At 72.1% G+C, this 17,598-nt stretch carries 16 protein-coding genes; 4 read left to right on the forward strand and 12 right to left on the reverse strand.

The features are described 5' to 3' along the window. Positions 1-236 precede the first annotated feature (236 nt). Together FH608_RS19425 and FH608_RS19430 are read left to right on the forward strand one after the other, a co-directional pair. Complete coding sequence (locus tag FH608_RS19425; RefSeq protein ID WP_139631974.1) at positions 237-1,280, forward strand: hypothetical protein; 1,044 nt, start codon at positions 237-239, stop codon at positions 1,278-1,280. Between the two features lie 38 nt (positions 1,281-1,318). Beyond that, the gene (locus FH608_RS19430) at positions 1,319-2,776 is read left to right on the forward strand and encodes an ATP-binding protein (protein ID WP_226899699.1); all 1,458 of its coding nucleotides are present in this window, start codon (positions 1,319-1,321) and stop codon (positions 2,774-2,776) included. A 52-nt stretch (positions 2,777-2,828) separates the two neighbouring features. On the opposite strand, the gene FH608_RS19435 is transcribed toward FH608_RS19430, so the two are convergent. The 5 genes from FH608_RS19435 to FH608_RS19455 form a co-directional block, all read right to left on the reverse strand. Further along, positions 2,829-3,500, reverse strand: a complete 672-nt coding sequence (locus FH608_RS19435; protein WP_139631975.1) for a response regulator — start codon at positions 3,498-3,500, stop codon at positions 2,829-2,831. Further along, positions 3,497-4,903, reverse strand: coding sequence for a sensor histidine kinase (locus tag FH608_RS19440; RefSeq protein ID WP_226899700.1), 1,407 nt, complete (start codon positions 4,901-4,903; stop codon positions 3,497-3,499). Before FH608_RS19440 ends, FH608_RS19435 begins: the two co-directional genes overlap by 4 nt. A gap of 30 nt (positions 4,904-4,933) precedes the next feature. Beyond that, the gene (locus tag FH608_RS19445) at positions 4,934-6,268 is read right to left on the reverse strand and encodes an acyltransferase family protein (RefSeq protein ID WP_139631977.1); all 1,335 of its coding nucleotides are present in this window, start codon (positions 6,266-6,268) and stop codon (positions 4,934-4,936) included. Beyond that, entirely contained in the window at positions 6,261-7,217 is a 957-nt protein-coding gene (locus tag FH608_RS19450; protein ID WP_139631978.1) for an alpha/beta hydrolase, read from the reverse strand. Before FH608_RS19450 ends, FH608_RS19445 begins: the two co-directional genes overlap by 8 nt. A 120-nt stretch (positions 7,218-7,337) precedes the next feature. Next, complete coding sequence (locus FH608_RS19455) at positions 7,338-8,042, reverse strand: TetR/AcrR family transcriptional regulator (protein ID WP_139631979.1); 705 nt, start codon at positions 8,040-8,042, stop codon at positions 7,338-7,340. Positions 8,043-8,128: 86 nt separating this feature from the next. On the opposite strand from FH608_RS19455, the gene FH608_RS19460 reads away from it, so the two are divergent. Both FH608_RS19460 and ilvD read left to right on the forward strand, forming a co-directional pair. Then, complete coding sequence (locus FH608_RS19460) at positions 8,129-9,349, forward strand: saccharopine dehydrogenase family protein (protein ID WP_139631980.1); 1,221 nt, start codon at positions 8,129-8,131, stop codon at positions 9,347-9,349. Positions 9,350-9,398: 49 nt separating this feature from the next. After that, a complete protein-coding gene (gene ilvD / locus FH608_RS19465; RefSeq protein WP_139631981.1) occupies positions 9,399-11,048 on the forward strand; it encodes a dihydroxy-acid dehydratase in 1,650 nt (549 codons plus the stop codon). 251 nt (positions 11,049-11,299) lie between these two features. On the opposite strand, the gene FH608_RS19470 is transcribed toward ilvD, so the two are convergent. The 7 genes from FH608_RS19470 to FH608_RS19500 all read right to left on the reverse strand — a co-directional run bounded on the left by FH608_RS19470 (position 11,300) and on the right by FH608_RS19500 (position 17,560). Beyond that, positions 11,300-11,728, reverse strand: coding sequence for a hypothetical protein (locus tag FH608_RS19470; protein ID WP_139631982.1), 429 nt, complete (start codon positions 11,726-11,728; stop codon positions 11,300-11,302). Between the two features lie 119 nt (positions 11,729-11,847). Continuing rightward, positions 11,848-12,246: an STAS domain-containing protein gene (locus FH608_RS19475; protein WP_139631983.1), complete on the reverse strand. Its 399-nt coding sequence runs from the start codon at positions 12,244-12,246 to the stop codon at positions 11,848-11,850. 59 nt (positions 12,247-12,305) lie between these two features. Next, complete coding sequence (locus tag FH608_RS19480) at positions 12,306-13,283, reverse strand: phosphotriesterase family protein (RefSeq protein ID WP_139631984.1); 978 nt, start codon at positions 13,281-13,283, stop codon at positions 12,306-12,308. A 61-nt stretch (positions 13,284-13,344) separates the two neighbouring features. Then, positions 13,345-14,757, reverse strand: coding sequence for a methionine--tRNA ligase (gene metG, locus FH608_RS19485; protein ID WP_139631985.1), 1,413 nt, complete (start codon positions 14,755-14,757; stop codon positions 13,345-13,347). Positions 14,758-14,946: 189 nt separating this feature from the next. Next, complete coding sequence (locus FH608_RS19490) at positions 14,947-16,266, reverse strand: APC family permease (protein ID WP_139631986.1); 1,320 nt, start codon at positions 16,264-16,266, stop codon at positions 14,947-14,949. A gap of 125 nt (positions 16,267-16,391) precedes the next feature. Continuing rightward, a complete protein-coding gene (locus tag FH608_RS19495) occupies positions 16,392-16,850 on the reverse strand; it encodes a universal stress protein (protein WP_139631987.1) in 459 nt (152 codons plus the stop codon). Between the two features lie 80 nt (positions 16,851-16,930). Beyond that, complete coding sequence (locus FH608_RS19500; protein WP_139631988.1) at positions 16,931-17,560, reverse strand: DUF998 domain-containing protein; 630 nt, start codon at positions 17,558-17,560, stop codon at positions 16,931-16,933. Between the last annotated feature and the right edge of the window lie 38 nt (positions 17,561-17,598).

Here is a 17,598-nt window from a genome sequence, read left to right on the forward strand (position 1 = left end):
GAGGCCTCGGACAGATGCCACAGGCGCCGAGCAAGGGCCGCACGGATGCCGCGCGAGTGCTGGACGAGCACCCCGGGCGGGTGCCACGGGCGCCGGGCAAGCGCCGCACGAGCACCGGGCGAGTGTCGGACGTGCGGCCGGGCGGGTGGTGCCGGATGAGCGCGCAAGGGTGGGTGGCGGACAGGGGGCACGCGTCGGCCGGTGTCCGTGGCGGGTGGGAACGGTACGGTCGAATGGTGAGCACGACAGCGTTTACCACGGTGATCAGCCAGGCCCGTGACCTCCTCAGGTGGCGGTCGCCGCTGCGGACCGAGTTGTGGGCGGCGCGGCTCATGGCCGGCCTTGAGCAGGGCGAAGTGGAGCCGTTCCTGCGGCGACTCGCCGAGGACGGCGGCACTGAGGCACGTCTCACTCTCGCCGCCCTGGCCGCGGTCAAGGGCGCGGGCGCGGAGACGGAGGCCGGGGCGGGCGCCCATGCAGCCACCGGTGAAGGGGCGGCGCCTGGAGAGCCGGTGGATGACGCGCTCTTCGCGCGTGCCGCGGACGGCGTGCTGGAGACGCTCCCCGGGTGGGTGCGGCGCATGGGGCGGGTGACGTGCGAGGGCGCCTGGTACGGCCCCGCCGACCCGTACGGCGAGCAGACCCTCGCCGCCCTGTCCTTCCGCTACGAGAACGGCAAGGAGCCGCACCTCCTCGTCGTCGGGATCGACCAGGTGAACGGCGGGCTGGCCGTCGACGCGGTGGTCGAGGAGGTGAAGTTCCTCGACGACCTGAACCTGCGGGCCGAGGAGCCGGGGACGGTCGCGGGGCGGGTGCTGGACGCGTTCGAGCTGGGCGATCGGATCATGGGCGCGCTGGTGGCGGACACGCTGCCCGCCGTCCGGCCCATCGCGCTCTCGCGGGCCCGCGCGGTGCCCGACCTCGTACGGCCGGCGCCCGACGACGCGGTGAGCCGGTTCCAGGAGCTGCCGGAGCTGCCCGGCGCGCGGGAGGCGTTCGGGAAGCTGGTCGAGTTCGTCGGCGATCGTCCTCTGTGGTGGAGCCCGGCGAGGGCCGCCCAGTTCCTGACCTCGTGGTTGCCGAGGGAGGCCATCCTGTCGGAGGCCGGGATCGCGGCGATGCCGGAGGTGCTCCGGGCGTGGACCCGGTTCCTGGGCGGGCAGCCGGCTGTGCTCCGCCAGATCGACGCGGACGCCCCGAGCCTGCCGGCGCTCATGGCCGACGAATCCCTCGCCGGCCTGGGCAAACGCCTCGCCCAGAAGCACCCAGAATCAATGTAGAACTTGAGTTATAATAAGCGTAGTTCTATATTTGGCGAGTGTCCCTGGTCAAGCCGCCGGAAATCTTCGATCGCGAGGCCGAATGGGCCGAGTTGGTCAACTTCATCCAAGACGACTCACCGTTCCCCACACTCGGCGTCGTCTCAGGAAGGCGACGCCAAGGGAAGACGTTGTTGCTGGGTTCGCTGTGCGAGGCGACCGGCGGCGTTTACATCGAGGGCACCGAGGCCGTTCCGGCCGAGCATTTCCACCTGATCGGCGAGCTCCTGGCCGCCAGAGTCGGCAGCCCGGCGCCGCTGCGCTTCACCTCATGGCGTGCGATCATCGACGCGATTCTCGATCTGGAGACCTCAACACCCCTTCCTGTAGTGATCGACGAGTTTCCCTATCTCGTCAAAGGCTCGCGTGAGCTGCCCTCCATACTCCAGGCCGCCCTGGACTTGCGTCGGCGCAGAGGAGGATCGCCGATTCGCCTGATTCTGTGCGGTTCTGCACTGTCGTTCATGGGTTCGCTACTGTCGGGTGACGCCCCCTTGCGCGGCAGGGCGGGGCTCGAGCTGGTCGTGCCCACTCTGGACTACCAGGTGGCCGCCGAGTTCTGGCAGATCAGCGATCCCCGGCTCGCACTGCTGACACATGCCGTCGTCGGCGGCACCCCCGCATACCGTCGGGAGTACGTACGCGATGACGCTCCCCGTTCACTTGCCGACTTCGATGACTGGGTCGAGCGCGCGGTGCTGAATCCCGCACGTCCCCTCTTCCGGGAGGCCCGCTATCTCCTGGCGGAGGAGCCGGACCTACGTGACTCCGCCCTCTACCACTCCGTCCTGGCGGCGGTGGCCGAGGGCAATGCGTCACGTGGCGGCATCGCCGGCTACATCGGCCGCAAGGCCACCGAGATCAGCCACCCCTTGACCGTCCTGGAAGACGCGGGTTTGCTGGCCAAGTCCCCTGACATGCTGCGGGCGGCCCGACCGCTCTATCGCGTCACGGAACCATTGGTCACCTTTTATCACACGATCATGCGACCGGCCTGGCGAGAGCTCGAACGTAGGCGAGCGGACCGGGTGTGGGCCCGGAGCAAGGGTCGATTCATGAGTGGGGTGGTCGGCCCGCATTTCGAGGAGATCTGCCGAACATGGGCCGCGGATTTCGCCGATGCTGAGATGTTCGGCGACATTCCCGGCGAAGTCGGTCACGGCGTGGTCAATGATCAAGAGCGCCGGACCAGCCACGAGATCGACGTGGTGGTCCTGGCTCAACCCGATGGAGGGCCGCGGCGAGTGCTCTGTCTGGGAGAGGCGAAGTGGGGCGAGGTCATGGGGTCGGGGCACGTGGAACGGCTGCGCCGCGTCCGCGATCTTCTGTCGCAGCGGGGATATGACACGCGATCGACCCGTCTAGCCTGTTTCAGCACCGCGGGCTTCACCCCGGACCTCCTTGCCTCGAGCCGCGACGAGGTGATCCTGGCCGGCCCCGAGCTCCTCTACTCCTGAGCACACGACCGAACCGGCGTGGCGGATCGGAAACGCCGGCGTGACGTGGCGATCAGTAGCCCGACGGGCGGACCAGGCCCGTTTCGTAGGCGAAGACCACCGCCTGGGTACGGTCGCGCAGCCCGAGTTTGAGGAGGATCCTGCTCACGTGGGTCTTGACGGTCTGCTCGGCGATCACCAGGCCCTCGGCGATCTCCGCGTTCGACAGGCCCTGCGCGACCAGCGAAAGGACCTCGGTCTCGCGCTCCGTGAGGTCGCCCACGCGCTCCTTCAGCGGGGCGCGCGGCGCGCCGCTCATCCGGGAGAACTCGGTGATGAGGCGCTTGGTGACGTTCGGCGAGAGCAGGGCGTCCCCCGCCGCCACGACCCGGACCGCGTGGGCGAGCTCGGCCGCCGACGCGTCCTTGAGCAGGAAGCCGGACGCGCCCGCGCGCAGCGCCTCGTAGACGTAGTCGTCGAGGTCGAACGTGGTCAGGACGAGCACCCGTACGGTCGCGTCCGGCTGCCCGGTGATGCGGCGGGTCGCCTCGATGCCTCCCAGCTCGGGCATCCGCACGTCCATGAGCACCACGTCGGGGTTCAGCTCGGCGACCTTGGCGACGGCGTCGAGGCCGTTCACGGCCTGGCCGACGACCTCGATGCCGGGCTCGGCGTTGAGCAGCACGGCGAAGCCCTGGCGGACCATCACCTGGTCGTCGGCGATGAGGACGCGGACACTGGTCATGAGGTGGCTTCGATGCCTTTCTGCGAGTCGACGGGCAGGAACACGCTCACTTCGTAGCCGCCGTCCGGCGTGGGGCCGGTGGCGAGGTCGCCGCCCAGCATGGCCGCGCGTTCCCGCATCCCGAGCAGCCCGTGGCCGGCGCCGGGCGAGGGCGGCGGCGGGGCGCCGGGGGCGGCGTTGACGACCCTGATGGTGAGGGCGTCGGGCCGGTAGCGCAGCCGGACCGTCACGGGCGCGCCGGGCGCGTGGCGCATGGCGTTGCTGAGCGCCTCCTGCACGATCCTGTACGCCGACAGCTCCACTCCCGGCGACAGCGGGCGCGGCTCGCCCGCGATCTCGGCGGTGAGCGCGACGCCCGCCCCGCGCACGTTCGCGAGCAGTTCGTCGAGCCGGTCGAGCGTGGGCTGAGGCGCGTCCCCGAGCGAGTACCCGAGCGCGTCACGGCCCACGACATTCACGGCCCCGGTCCCGTTCCCGGCTCCGGGTCTCGGTCCGGCCCCGGTCCCGACTCCAGTCCCCGCCCCGGCCCTGTGAGCGTCCTCCGGGGTGTCACGGGCGCGCAGCAGGCCGAGGACGCGGCGCAGCTCGGTCAGCGCCTCCACGGCGTTCTGCCGGATGCCCGCCAGGTTCTCCCTGAGCTCGTCGGACGGGTCGTCCACCAGGTGCGGCGCGACCTGCGCCTGGATGGAGATCACCGACATGTGGTGCGCGACCACGTCGTGCAGCTCTCGGGCGATCCTGTTGCGCTCCTCCAGCACCGTACGGCGGGCCCGTTCCTCGGCGGTCAGCTCCTGCTGGGCCTCCAGCCGGGTACGGGTCGTCCTGAGCATGCGCACCCCGGCCCCGACCGCGACGGCGAACGCGTAGACCGGCAGGGCCGTCACCGGATGACCGGAGCTGTACTCCGGGAGGAACACCACGCACATGACCGCCACCAGGGTGGTGATCAGCAGTGTCTCGACGGCGACGCGGGGACGCACCCGGAGTGCCAGCAGGAAGAGCACTCCGGCCTGCAGGGCCATGCCGGAGCCCGTCCATGGGAACGCCACCACCTCGTTGATCACGTATCTCGGGTGAGGTGCCCCTGGGAGCGGCGCCTCCGGCACCATCCAGGGGAAGGTCTGGGCCTCCCCGAGATAGGTCAGCCCCGTCCTGGCGCCGATGATCATGATGACGATCGAGGCCCACCAGGCGGGCAACGGGCGGAACATCGCGATCACGAGGACGGCCGCGCTCATCATGGCCAGCATGGGGACCGTGGGATCCATGCCCTCGCTGCTCGGGAAAATACCCATGATCAGCGCGTACAGGACGACGAGGGTGTGCGGGAGCCGCGACAGCGCGCGCGGGCGCGACATGCGGGGCAGCGGGTCGGCGGCCGGGTTCCACAGGTCCGCGCGCACGGTGCGAAGGATGCTCCGGGGCCTGCCCATTCAGCCCTCGCCCTCCGTCCCGCGCGCCCTCACGCTCGTCCAGCCTAACGGCGTCATGTAACGGCCCCTGGACCGTGGCCGTCCCCGCTCGTGCACGTGGAACGTGGCGCAGCACACCAGCAGCGCCACCGCGAACGCCGGGAGCCAGGCCACCCGGGCGAGCACCCACCCGGCCCCGTCGGGTGGGGTGTGCAGGCCGGGCAGCGTCCCGCCCGCGTCCCCGGACCACGGCGGGCCCGCCACGAGCAGGCCGATCGAGGTGACCGCGATCATGGCGGTCTGGTGCCAGAGGAAGACGGTCATCGAGGCGAGGTTCACCAGGGCGACCGGGGCCCAGGCCGCCGGGCGGCGCAGCAGCCGCCGCAGCGGGCCGAGCAGCAGCAGCGCCGCGCCGCACTGGGCGAGGCCCCAGCTCACGGCGGCGAGGGAGGGCGGGTCGAGGTTCGACACCGGCGCCCCTGGCACGCCGACCATGGTGCCGGGGTAGCCGCCCCAGGTGACGAGCGCGCCGGCGGTGGCCGAGCCGCCGAGCAGCAGCGCCCAGCCGGTCGCGCGCCCCCGCAGGCGGCCACGGGCCCAGGCCGCCCCCAGGCAGTACGGCACCAGCCACCCGGCCGCCACGTTGACCAGCCGGGCCAGGTCCCCGGCCGCCACGTCCACCAGCCCGGCCACGTCTCCGACCAGATCCCAGGCCGCGTCCCCGGCCGCCTCCGCATGACCGGGCAGCACTCCCCCGCCGAACCTGACCAGGTCGGCGCAGGCGACGGCGGCGAGCGGCCACACCGGATGGAGCCTCGACACGAGCGGGGTCGCCGCCGTCAGCACCGCGAAGACCAGCAGGAACCACATCGGCGACAGCACCAGCTTGGCGAGCGCCCGCACGCTCTCCAGGCCCGCCCCGCCGGCCAGCATCGCCAGGGCCACGACGCCCCACAGCGCCACCACGGCGACCACCGGCCGGAACAGCCGGCCGGCGCGCCCCGCGATCCACCGCCCGTACGGTACGCCCTCCGCCCGTGCCCGGAGGTGCCCGCGCGTCCCCACCAGCCCGCCCACCAGGAAGAAGAGCGCGAGTGTCTGGAACACCCAGGAGAGCGGGGCCAGCTCCGGCAGGTGGCGCAGCGGGCTGGCCACCCGGAGCCTGCCGCTGTCCACCACGAGCGCCGTCACCAGCCAGTGACCGGCGACCACGCCGAGAATGGCCAGCGCGCGCAGGGCGTCCAGGGCGCGGTCACGGCCGGGCGGCGTCGCGGCGTCGAGCCGGGCAGCGAGCTGGCGAAAGCCGCGAACGGCATGAACGGTTCGCAGAACACGGGGACCACGCCGCTCACGCATCGCCGTCCGCCTGTCCTGACACGATCCGGGCGATGCTCGCCAGCGCCCTCGACCCGCTCGCCAGGTAGTCGCTGTGCCCGCCCCCGCCCGCGTCGAAGATCCGGGCCCCGAACTCCGGCGACACCGGATCCGCGCCCAGCCCCACCGTCACGGACGACAGCTCGATCGACGCGTGCGGCAGGCGCCCCACCCAGTCCCCCGCCGTGCGCCCGGCCCACACCTCGGCGGGGCCGCGCATCGCCGCGGCGTCGGCCACGCCCGCGCCGGCGCTGCCGAACAGGACGATGTCGGCGACGTCCAGCCCCGGCGCGGCCCGGCCGCACACCACGGAGCCGTACGAGTGGCACAGGAGCGTGAGGCGGGCGCCCGGCAGGACCGCGCGTAAGCGCGCCACGAAGGCCCGCAGGCGGGGTACGGCCACGTCGGCGGCGTCGGGGGTGGCCACCCGGAGGCTCACGCTGCTCGGCGTCGCGTACCCGAGCCAGGCGATCACGGCCGACCGGTCGTCCAGCGCGGCCTTCAGCCTCAGCGAGCGGCCCCGCAGGAGTCCGTACTTGTCCAGGTTGATGCCCGCGCCGGGGACGAGCACGGCGATCCGCTCGGCACGGGAGAGTTCCCCGAGGACCTCGACCGCGCGACCGCCGTCGCGCCCGTCGAAGGACAGGAAGTGCCGGGCGGGATCGGCCATCTCGTCCAGCCGCGCGGCGCGCCAGTGGTGGCCGTACCGGACCGTCACCCGCGCGGCCGCCTGGATCTCCGCGCGGCCGGCCGCGTACCGATGGGCGAGGGCGGCCGGCGTCGCGGCGGTCAGCGGCGGCACGGGGGCGGGCACGGGCGCGGGCACCGCTTCCGGCCGGGTCGTGCCCGTGACGGGCCCTGCCAGCGCGGCGGCGATGAGCGCCGCGGACAGGATGCGGTGCGGGCGGCTGCCACGCGAGCGGGTCGCCATTGACGGTGTCCTCCATAACGTGAAATGCCTGGAATCGGTGCTCAGGCATCGACGGTATGGATCACCGCCCGTAGTCCACGTCCCCCTGGGGAGCGCACGTCGTGGCGTAGCTCCGAAGTATCACGAGTCCCGGCCGAGCTGCGCGGACGCGCTCGACAGCAGCATGTCGAGGGCCGCCGGGTAGGCGCTGTCGTTCATCTGGGCGACCAGCAGCGGCGCCGTCGCGGCGATGTTCGGATGGGTACGGGCGGGCAGCCGCGCGTACGTGTCGCGCCACACCTCCTCGTCGGCCTCCCGCGCCGCCTTCGGCAGGGCCAGCGTGGCGGCGTCCAGGATGGCGAAGGCCAGGCACTGGTCGATGAAGGCGTGATAGATCCGCACCGCGTCCGGGTCGGCGAACCCGGCGCCGCGCAGGATGCCGAGGATGGTCTCATCGCCGCCCACCTCGTTGGGACGGCCGGTCACGCGGCTCGCGGTCAGCAGCGCGGCCTGCGGGTGGGCCAGGTAAGCGTGGTGGATGCGCAGGCCCAGGTCGCGCAGGTCGGCGCGCCAGTCGCCGGCGGGCCGCCAGCCGGCCATCGCGGTGCCGTACACCTCGTCGGCGATCGCCAGGATCAGGTCGTCCATGCCGCGGAAGTAGCGGTAGACCGTGCTGGCGTCGGCGCCGAGGGCGAGGCCGAGGCGGCGGGCGCTCAGCCCGGCGGCCCCGTGCTCGCGCAGCATGCGCAGCGCGGTCTCCACGATGAGGCCGTGCGTGAGGACCTGCCCCTGCTTGGTGGGACGCCGCCGCCTGCGTGCCGACTCGGGCACCACCCGCTTGGCCATCCGCGCGCCTTATGCCAACGCCATTGACGTTGACGAGTATACCGGGGTTGAATCCACCAAAACCTCCTCAAAAGGGACGTATTGTCATGCGCATCCTCCTCGTCGGAGCCGGCGGCGTGGGAACCGCCATCACCCGCATCGCCGCCCGCCGCCCGTACTTCGACCACCTCGTCGTCGCCGACTACGACCTCCCCCGCGCCGAGGCGGCCGTCGCCGCGCTGGGCGAGCGGGCCGCCAGGTTCACCGCGGCCGAAGTCGACGCCGCCGACCGGGCCGCCGTCACCGCCCTGCTGCGCGAGCACCGGTGCGACGTGCTGCTGAACGCCACCGACCCGCGTTTCGTGCTGCCGCTGTTCGACGCCGCGCTCGCGGCCGGCGCCGACTACCTCGACATGGCGATGTCGATGTCGAGGCCGCACCCGGAGCGCCCGTACGAGGAGGTGGGGGTCAAGCTGGGCGACGATCAGTTCGCCCGCGCGGAGGAGTGGACCGCGCGGGACCGGCTGGCGCTGGTCGGCATGGGCGTGGAGCCGGGCCTGGCCGACGTCTTCGCGCGGTACGCCGCCGACGAGCTGTTCGACGAGATCGAGGAGGTCGGGGTCAGGGACGGCGCCAACCTGACCGTCGAGGGGTACGATTTCGCGCCGTCGTTCTCCATCTGGACCACCATCGAGGAGTGCCTCAACCCGCCGGTCGTCTACGAGCGGGAGCGCGGCTGGTACACCACGGAGCCGTTCAGCGAGCCCGAGGTCTTCGACTTCCCCGCCGGGATCGGCCCGGTGGAGTGCGTGAACGTCGAACATGAGGAGGTGGTGCTCGTCCCGAGGTGGATCCCGGCGCGGCGGGTCACCTTCAAGTACGGCCTCGGCGAGGACTTCATCGGCAAGCTGCGGACCCTGCACGAGCTCGGCGTCGACAGCACCGAGCCGGTCTCCGTCAGGACCGAGCACGGCACCGCCCGGGTCGCCCCGCGTGACGTGGTCGCCGCCGTGCTGCCCGACCCGGCCGGCCTGGGCGAGCGCATGAGCGGCAAGACGTGCGCCGGCACCTGGGTCAAGGGCGTCAAGGACGGCCGGCCGCGCGAGGTGTACCTCTATCACGTGGTCGACAACCAGTGGTCGATGCGCGAGTACGGCTCCCAGGCCGTGCTCTGGCAGACCGCCGTGAACCCGGTCGCCGCCCTCGAACTGCTGGCGAGCGGGGTCTGGAAGGGCGCCGGCGTGCTGGGGCCCGAGGCGTTCGAGCCGCGCCCGTTCCTGGACCTGCTGGTCGAGTACGGCTCACCCTGGCAGATGCGCGAGCAGTAGGACGCGGAATCATGGTGGAGCCAACAACCGCACGACGAAGGACTGCGCCTTGAGCATCGCCGACGATCCGGACCGCGCACCGGCCCGCTCGCACCTGTACGCCATGGGCTGGTCGGAGGAGGAGATGCGCCGCCCCGTGGTCGGCATCGCCTCCACCTGGACCGGCACCATGCCCTGCAACCTCACCCACCGCGAGCTGGCCGCGCACGTCGCCGAGGGGGTGCGGGCGGCGGGCGGCACGCCGATGGAGTTCAACACGATCGCCGTCTCCGACAACCTCACCATGCACACCCCCGGCATGCGCGCCTCGCTGGTCAGCCGCGAGGTCATCGCCGACTCGATCGAGCTGATGGGCCGCGCGCACGAGTTCGACGCCCTCGTGGTCATCGTGGGCTGCGACAAGACCGTGCCCGCCGGGATCATGGCGCTGGCCCGGCTGGACGTGCCGTCCGTCGTCCTCTACAGCGGCAGCATGATGCCCGGCCGGTGGCGTGGCCGGGACGTGACCATCCAGGACATGTGGGAGGCGCTGGGCGAGCGCGCCGTCGGCCGCCTCGACCAGTCCGACCTGGACGACCTGGCCAGGCACGCCTGTCCGGGCGCGGGCACCTGCGCCGCCCAGTACACCGCCAACACCATGGGCGGCGTCGCCGACTTCCTGGGCCTGGCGCCGTTCGGCGTGGGCGACATCCCCGCGGTGGCCGAGGACAAGAACGCCGCGGCCCGGCGGGTCGGCGAGATCGCCATGCAGGCGCTGGCCCGCGACGCGCGCCCCTCGCGGGTGCTCACCGCGGACGCCCTGCACAACGCGATCGTGTCGGTCGCGGCCATGGGCGGCTCCACCAACGCCGTCCTGCACCTGCTGGCCATCGCCCGCGAGGCCGGCCTGCCCCTGGAGATCGACGAGATCGGCGAGGTCTGCCGCCGCACCCCGATCATCACCGGGCTCAAGCCGAGCGGCGGCGAGCACACCGCCCTGGATCTGTGGCGGGCCGGCGGCACGTCGCTGGTGGTGCGCCGGCTGCTGGAGGCCGGCCTGCTGCGCGAGAACGTCACGCTGGTCGACGGCCGCACGCTCGCCGACGTCGCCGCCGACGCCCAGGAGAGGCCGGGGCAGCAGGTGGTGGCGAGCGTCGAGCAGCCGTTCAAGCCGCGCGGCGCGCTGGCGATCCTGCGCGGCTCGCTCGCGCCCGACGGCTGCGTGCTCAAGCTGGGCGGCAAGGACGACTTCCGGCACGAGGGCCCGGCCAAGGTGTTCGACTCCGAGAACGACTGCTACCTCGCCATCGAGCAGGACCGCATCGTCGCCGGCGACGTCATCGTCGTGCGGTACGAGGGCCCGGCGGGCGGTCCCGGCATGCGCGAGATGCTCTCGATCACCGGCCCGCTCGTCGGGCGCGGCCTCGGCAGCTCGGTGGCGCTGGTGACCGACGGCCGGTTCAGCGGCGTCTCGCACGGCCGGGTCATCGGGCACGTGGCGCCCGAGGCGTACCACGGCGGGCCGATCGCGCTGGTCCGCGACGGCGACACGGTCATCATCGACAGCGCGGCGGGGACGATCGAGCTGGCGGTGCCGGAGGAGGAGCTGGAGCGGCGGCGGGCCGCGTGGCGGCGGCCCGAGCGGGAGGTCGAGCGCGGCGTGCTGACCAAGTACGCCGCGACCGTCGGCTCGGCCTCGGACGGAGCGGTCACGGCCTGAGCCGGTCGGGCCGGGATCCGGTCCGGACGGAGCGAGTCGCGGCCTGAGCGGATCGGGCAGGTCACCGGGGCCGCTACACTGCGCAGTGACGTCCGCCCGATCCGCAGAAGGAGACTTACGCGATGTACAAGGAGTTCGCTGTCGAGGCCGTGATGTGGCTCGTCCCGGTCGCGGTGCTGATCGGGGTGGCACTCCTCGTCACCGCGTGAGCCAGGGGCCTGCCGGGGGTCGGTCAGGCCCCTGGCGGTCACTCAGCGGTAATACCTGTACGACACGTTCGTGTGCGCGTAGCGGTTGAAGCTGGCGTATCCGTCGAGCCAGTTGTTGTACATCCTGTCCAGCGTCCTGGTGCGGACCGTGCAGGAGGCCCAGCGGGTCTTGCGGGCACGGATGGTCCCGATGTAGTCGTAGCAGGTCCCGGCCTTCCTGCCGTTGACCTTGAGACTGGCGTTGAGCTTCACGTTGTAGAGGTTCTTGTACGAGACGTTCCTGACCCTCACCTTGATCCGGCAGGTGTCCTTGCACCGGCCGAAGTAGACCTTGGTGCGGATCAGTTGCGCACTGGCCGCGGCAGCCGCGGTCGTGGACGTGCTGGTGGACGCCGACGCGCCGGCGGGCGCCGCCAGGACCGAGGTTGCGGCAGCCGCCACTAAGACCGTGCCGGCAAGGCGCTTGATCATGTTGCCCCCTGATGTGGAGAACAGTCGCTTCCCCCTGTGGCAGCGACTGGTACTTGCTTGACTACTATCAGGAAACCCGGAATCCCAACATTTCACCAAGAAGATCCGATACGAAACGGTTATCCGCTTATATCGGGCTTATCTTCGGGGTAGCCGTCGGTGTCGTTCAGTTCCGCGATGGCCAGCTCCGCCGTGGTGCGGATGTCGAAGAACTTGTCGAGGGCCGTGATCGCGAACAGGTGCTTGCACCTGCCGTTCAGCCCCGCCAGCAGCAGCCGCCCGCCCGAGGCGGTGACCGCTTTGTGCAGGTAGACCAGCACCGACAGGCCGGAGGAGTCGCAGACGCTGACGGCCTGCATGTCGATCACGAGCATCGGAGGCTGGGTCAGGTCGAGGGCCTTGGTCACCCGGTCCCGGACCTCGGCCGCTGACCCGAAGTCGAAATCCCCTGTCAGCCGCGCGATGACGCAGGGTCCCTGGAGTCCGAGGCTTATCGACAAGGCCTGCTCCGAAGTCACCCAGCTCCACCTACCTGCGTTGCTCGTCCGAGACGCTTTCCACCTGCTTGTGGACCACTTTACGAGAAGTAGCGCTTCGGGTTGAACACCAGCATCTGCTCGATCTGCTCATCCGTGACACCCGAGTCAAGCAGGGCGGCCAGGACGTCGTCGTGAATGTGATCGTAGCGCCAGTTCGGCGCGAGCGTTGAGAGGGCCTCGTCCCAGGCGCCACCGAAGTAGTCCATGAAGCAGGCCGTGTCGTGGCTGAGGACCATGCGGTCGGCGTACCCGCGCCGGCAGAGCGCCGCCACCGTGGCCACCCGCTGAACGGTCGGGTTGTAGGCGTCGAGGCCGAACCGGTCCATCCCCAGCGTCGCTCCCGTGTCGGCCAGCCGCATGAGGTAGTCGAGGTCGTTGCTGTCGCCGGCGTGCCCGACGACCACCTTCTCCAGGTTGACGCCCTCCTCGGCGAACAGGTCGAGCGCGAGCAGGCCGCTCCGCGTGAAGGAGTTCGTGTGGACGGTGATCGGCGCGCCGGTGAGCACGTGCGCCCGGGCGACGGCCCGGCAGATGCGCTCCACGCCGGGCGTCAGCCCCTTCTTCTCGACCACGCACTTCAGGAACGCCGCCTTCACCCCCGTGTCGGCGATGCCCTCGGTGAGGTCGCGCACGAAGTCGTCGATCATCGGGTCCGGCATGTCGAGGAACAGGCCGGGGCCGCGGCTCTCGTACTGGTGCGGCAGCTCCTCGAAGGCGTAGACGCCGGTGGCGGCGATGATGTTCAGCTGGGGCACCTGCTCGGCGACGCGCTGGATGCGCGGGATGTACCGGCCGAGGCCCCACACCGTCGGGTCGACGATCGTCCGCACCCCCTTCGCGGCCACCGCGCCCAGCTTGGCCACCGCGTCCGCCACGCGGTGCTCCTCGTCCCACCAGGCGCCTCTGCCGTAGTTGTCGAGGTGCTCGGTGGACAGGACGAACACGTGCTCGTGCATGAGCGTCTGCCCGAGCCGCTCCACGTCCACGGGCCCGCGGACGGTCTGGACGGTCGGCATGGGGCCTCCATACATACCGGTCGGTCAGTGGGCGCCAACCTAGGCGCCCGCCCCACCACCGTCAACCATGCGCCCCCGCCGGGGCGAGCCGTCCGAACAGGGGCTCGGGCCTCGGCAGCCGCTCCCCGCCCACCGCCGCGGCCACGCGCGCCGCCGCCGTCGGCAGGAACGGCTCCAGGTGTACGGCCAGCTCCCGGCACGCGGCCACCAGCGTCCCCAGGGACGCCTCCTGACCGGCCCGTGACTGCTTCCACGGGCGGGTGCGCTCGACGTACCGGTTGGCCTCCTCGACGATCCGCCACACCTCGCCCGCCGCCCGCCGGAAGTCGAACGCGTCCAGCGCCTCGTCCACCCGCACCTCGACCAGCCTCTCCCCCGCCGGGGGCACGTGGCCGTCGAGGAAGCGGTGCACCATGGTGGCCACCCGGTTGACCAGGTTGCCGAGCCCGTTGGCCAGGTCCTCGTCGGCCCTGGCGACCAGCCGTTCCTCGGTGAAGTCGACGTCGCCCACGCGCGGCACCTCGCGCAGCAGCCACCACCGCACCGCGTCCACGCCGTACGCGTCCACCAGCGCCACCGGGTCGGCGCCGCCGCCCGCCGACTTGCTGATCTTGCGACCGCCCGCCGTCACGTAGTCGTGCACGAAGATCTCCGTCGGCAGCGGCTCACCCGCCGACAGCAGCATCGCCGGCCAGTACACCGCGTGGAACCGGATCACGCCCTTGCCCATCACGTGCACCTTGCGCGGCTCGTCGACCCACCAGCGGTCGTAGTCGCCGCCTTCGAGCGCGGTGATGTAGTTGGCCAGCGCGTCCCACCACACGTACACCACCTGGCTCGGGTCGCCGGGCACCGGGATGCCCCACCCCCGCGCCCGGGCGGCGGACCGCGAGACGCTGATGTCCTCCAGCCCGGCCTCGACGAACGCCAGCACCTCGTTCCGCCTGGCCGCCGGCTCGATCCTGAGCCGGCCGGAGCGGATGAGGTCGCTCAAGGCGTCCTGGTACGTCGAGAGGCGGAAGAACCAGTTCTCCTCCGACACGTGCTGCAACGGCGCCGCGTGACCGTCAGGGCAGGGGCCCTGCGGGTAGAACTGCTCGCAGCCCACGCAGTACAGCCCTTCGTAGTGCCGCCGGTAGAGGTCATGACCGACGGCCTGCCAGATCCGCTCGACCCCGGCGCGGTGGCGGGGCTGGGCGCTCGTCCGGACGAACGAGTCGAACGACAGGTCCAGCGTCTCGCGCAGGCCCTCGAACGCGGCGGCGTTCCTGTCGACCAGCTCCCGCACCGGCACCCCCTCCGCCTCGGCGGCCAGCACGCTCTTCAGCGAGTTGTCGTCGGTGCCCGTCTGGAACCGCACCGGCTCGCCGCGCCGACGGTGATGCCTGGCCAGCACGTCGGCCTGCACCAGCTCCAGGGCGTAACCGAGGTGGGGGCGGGCGTTGACGTAGGCGATGGTGGTCGTGATGTACATCGGTGCCTCCAAGGGGCCCCGAACACGACGAGAGGCCCCGGGTCGCAGGGCCTCAGCAAGACGTCGCCGGTGAAACCCCCTAGGGGGCCATCATCACCGGGCACGTCGTCATGGCCGCCATGCTAACGCCCTCCGCCGGTGCTCGACCACCGAGAACCCGCCGAGCCGCCGCCGGCCCCGCGTGGCGGATCAGCCGTTTCCCGGGCGGCCGATGCGGCGGCGTACGAGCCGGATGGCCAGGCCCGCCGCGAAGACGGCCAGCCCCGCGAGGACCGACCCCAGCGGCAGCGTCGCCGCCAGCAGCGCGCACAGGAGCAGGCCGAGAACGGGGACGGGCCGCGGCGGCGCGCCCTCGTCCGGGCGGAGGGTGAGCGCGCACGCGTTGGCGATGCCGTAGTAGACCAGCACGCCGAACGACGAGAACCCGATCGCCTCCCGCAGGTCGGCGACCAGCAGCAGCACGATCACCGCGCCCCCGACCACGAGCTCGGCCCGCCGGGGCGCCTGCCGCGCCGGGTCCACGGCGGCCAGCACGCCGGGCAGGTCGCGCTCGCGCGCCATGGCCAGCACCGTGCGGGAGACGCCGAGCAGCAGCGCCAGGAGCGCTCCCAGAGCCGCCACCGCGGCCCCCGCGCGCACGACGGGCGCCAGCCACTCCGCCCCGGCCACCGTGACGACCTCGGCCAGCGGCGCCGGTGACCTGGCCAGTAAGGACGGCCCGAGCACGCGCAGCGCGGCGAGCGCGACCAGCGCGTAGACGACCAGCGTGATCGCGAGTGCCACGCCCACCGCCCTGGGGATGGTGCGGGCCGGGTCACGCACCTCCTCGCCGAGCGTCGCGATCCTGGCGTAGCCGGCGAAGGCGAAGAACAGCAGCCCGGCCGCCTGCAGCACCGCCCACCCGCCGACGGCGCCCGCCGGATCCGGCCGGCCCGCCACGAGGTGAACGGCGTCCAGAGCGGACGGCCCTCCCGCGAGCAGCGGGTGGGCGGACAGGCCAGAGGCGGGCGTGCCGTCGCTGAGCAGACCCGTGACGACCACCGCGGCCAGCACGGCCAGGACGAATGCCACGATCACCCGCGCCACCCCGGCCGTGCGGCGCACGCCGTAGACGTTGAGCGCCGTCAGCGCGGCGACCGCGCCGACGGCCAGGGGCCTGGCCAGGCCGGGGGCGACGTACGCGCCGAACGTGAGCGCCATCGCCGCGCACGAGGCGGTCTTGCCGATCGTGAAGCCCCAGCCCGCCAGGTAGCCCCACAGCGGGCCGAGCCGGCGCCGGCCGTAGACGTAGGTGCCGCCGGACTCGGGGTAGAGGGCGGCCAGCCGGGCCGAGGAGGTGGCGTTGCAGTAGGCCACGACGGCGGCGAGCGCGAGGGAGGCGACCAGCCAGTGACCGGCGGCGGCCGCGGCGGGCGCGAAGGCGGCGAACACCCCGGCGCCGATCATCGCGCTCAGCCCCACGACGATCGCGTCGATGGTGCCGAGCCGCCGCGACAGCTCCTCGGGCATGTCCGCGCCTCCCTCTTCCGCTCGGAAGGCTCACTCTGCCGTATCCCGCCGACAATCCCGGCGACCGCCGGATGAACATTCGCCCCGGCCGCCGCGCCGGCAACCGTGCCGCATCCGCAACCGCGTCAGGTGTCCTTCTCCGGGGCGGGGACCACCAGCACCGGGCGGCCCGCGTGGTGCAGCACCCGGTCGGACGTGCTGCCCAGCAGCAGCGAGCGCACCCCGCCCAGCCCCCGGGTGCCGGTCACGATGAGCTTGGCGTCGACCTCGTTCGCCACGTCGACGATGGTCGCCCAGACCGCCAGCGAGTTCGCCTCGCACCGGGGAACGGCGTCCAGCCCCGCCTCGTGGGCCAGGTCGGCGCCGTGCCTGGCGAGCTGCCTCATCGACTCCTCGATGGCCTCGTCCTCCTGCCCCGTCTGGTCGATCGTCATCATCATCCCGGCGGACGCCCGGGCCGAGGCCATGGCGAGCCGCTCCCACACCGTCAGCACGATCGCGGATTCGCCCGGCATCGCCTGCCCCACGAAGGCGATCGCCGCCTTGGCGTCGTCCGAACCGTCGTACGCGATCAAAATGGTCATCGCAGTCACTCCCTGGTGCTCGGGGCCCTACCTCTTTCCCGAGCCGCCGGTTTCACGCCTGTTCCGGGCGGGGGCGGTGACTACGCCAGGACGGCGGCGGAGCCCGCCCGGGCGTGGCGGGCCGACGGCTTCAGCATCGACAACCCGGTCAGAGCCAGCACGCCGAGCTCGGTGATGACCACCGCCCGCTGGGTCAGCCCGGCCGGGATCTGGTCGTTGGTCAGCGGGACGCCGAACATCCGCACCACGTACGGGACCACGACCAGCACCAGAGCTCCCAGCGCCAGCCCGCTGAGGACGCGCACCGCCCTGGCGTACCGGATCCTCGCCCTGGCCAGCAGCAGGCCCGCCACGGGCATCACGACAAAAGCGGCGAAGGCGGCGTACCGGTGGATGCCGCCGGACAGCGACAGCGGCACGCCGGGCCGGTCGGTGGGGAAGGCGCCGATCAGGAACATGCTCGCCCCCCACGCCAGCAGCAGCGCGACGGCCCAGCGGCTCGCCCCCGCCCGGCGCAGCGCCTCGGCGAACAGCGCCGAGCCCACCGCGAACAATGTCAGCGAGGCGGGCAGCAGCCAGCCGGCCGCCTGGAAGGCGTACTCGCTGATGACGCTGTGCATCGGGTCGAGGTCGGATTCGGCGTGGAGGGTGAGCATGGCGGCGCTCCCGGCGCCGATGGTCGCGAATCCACTGACAAGCAATCCCTTCATGCCTCCAAGCTCGTGGAACGCGCGTTCGCGGAGTATCG

Origin of the sequence: Nonomuraea phyllanthi (assembly GCF_006334985.2) — a bacterium.
Lineage (GTDB): Bacteria > Actinomycetota > Actinomycetes > Streptosporangiales > Streptosporangiaceae > Nonomuraea > Nonomuraea phyllanthi.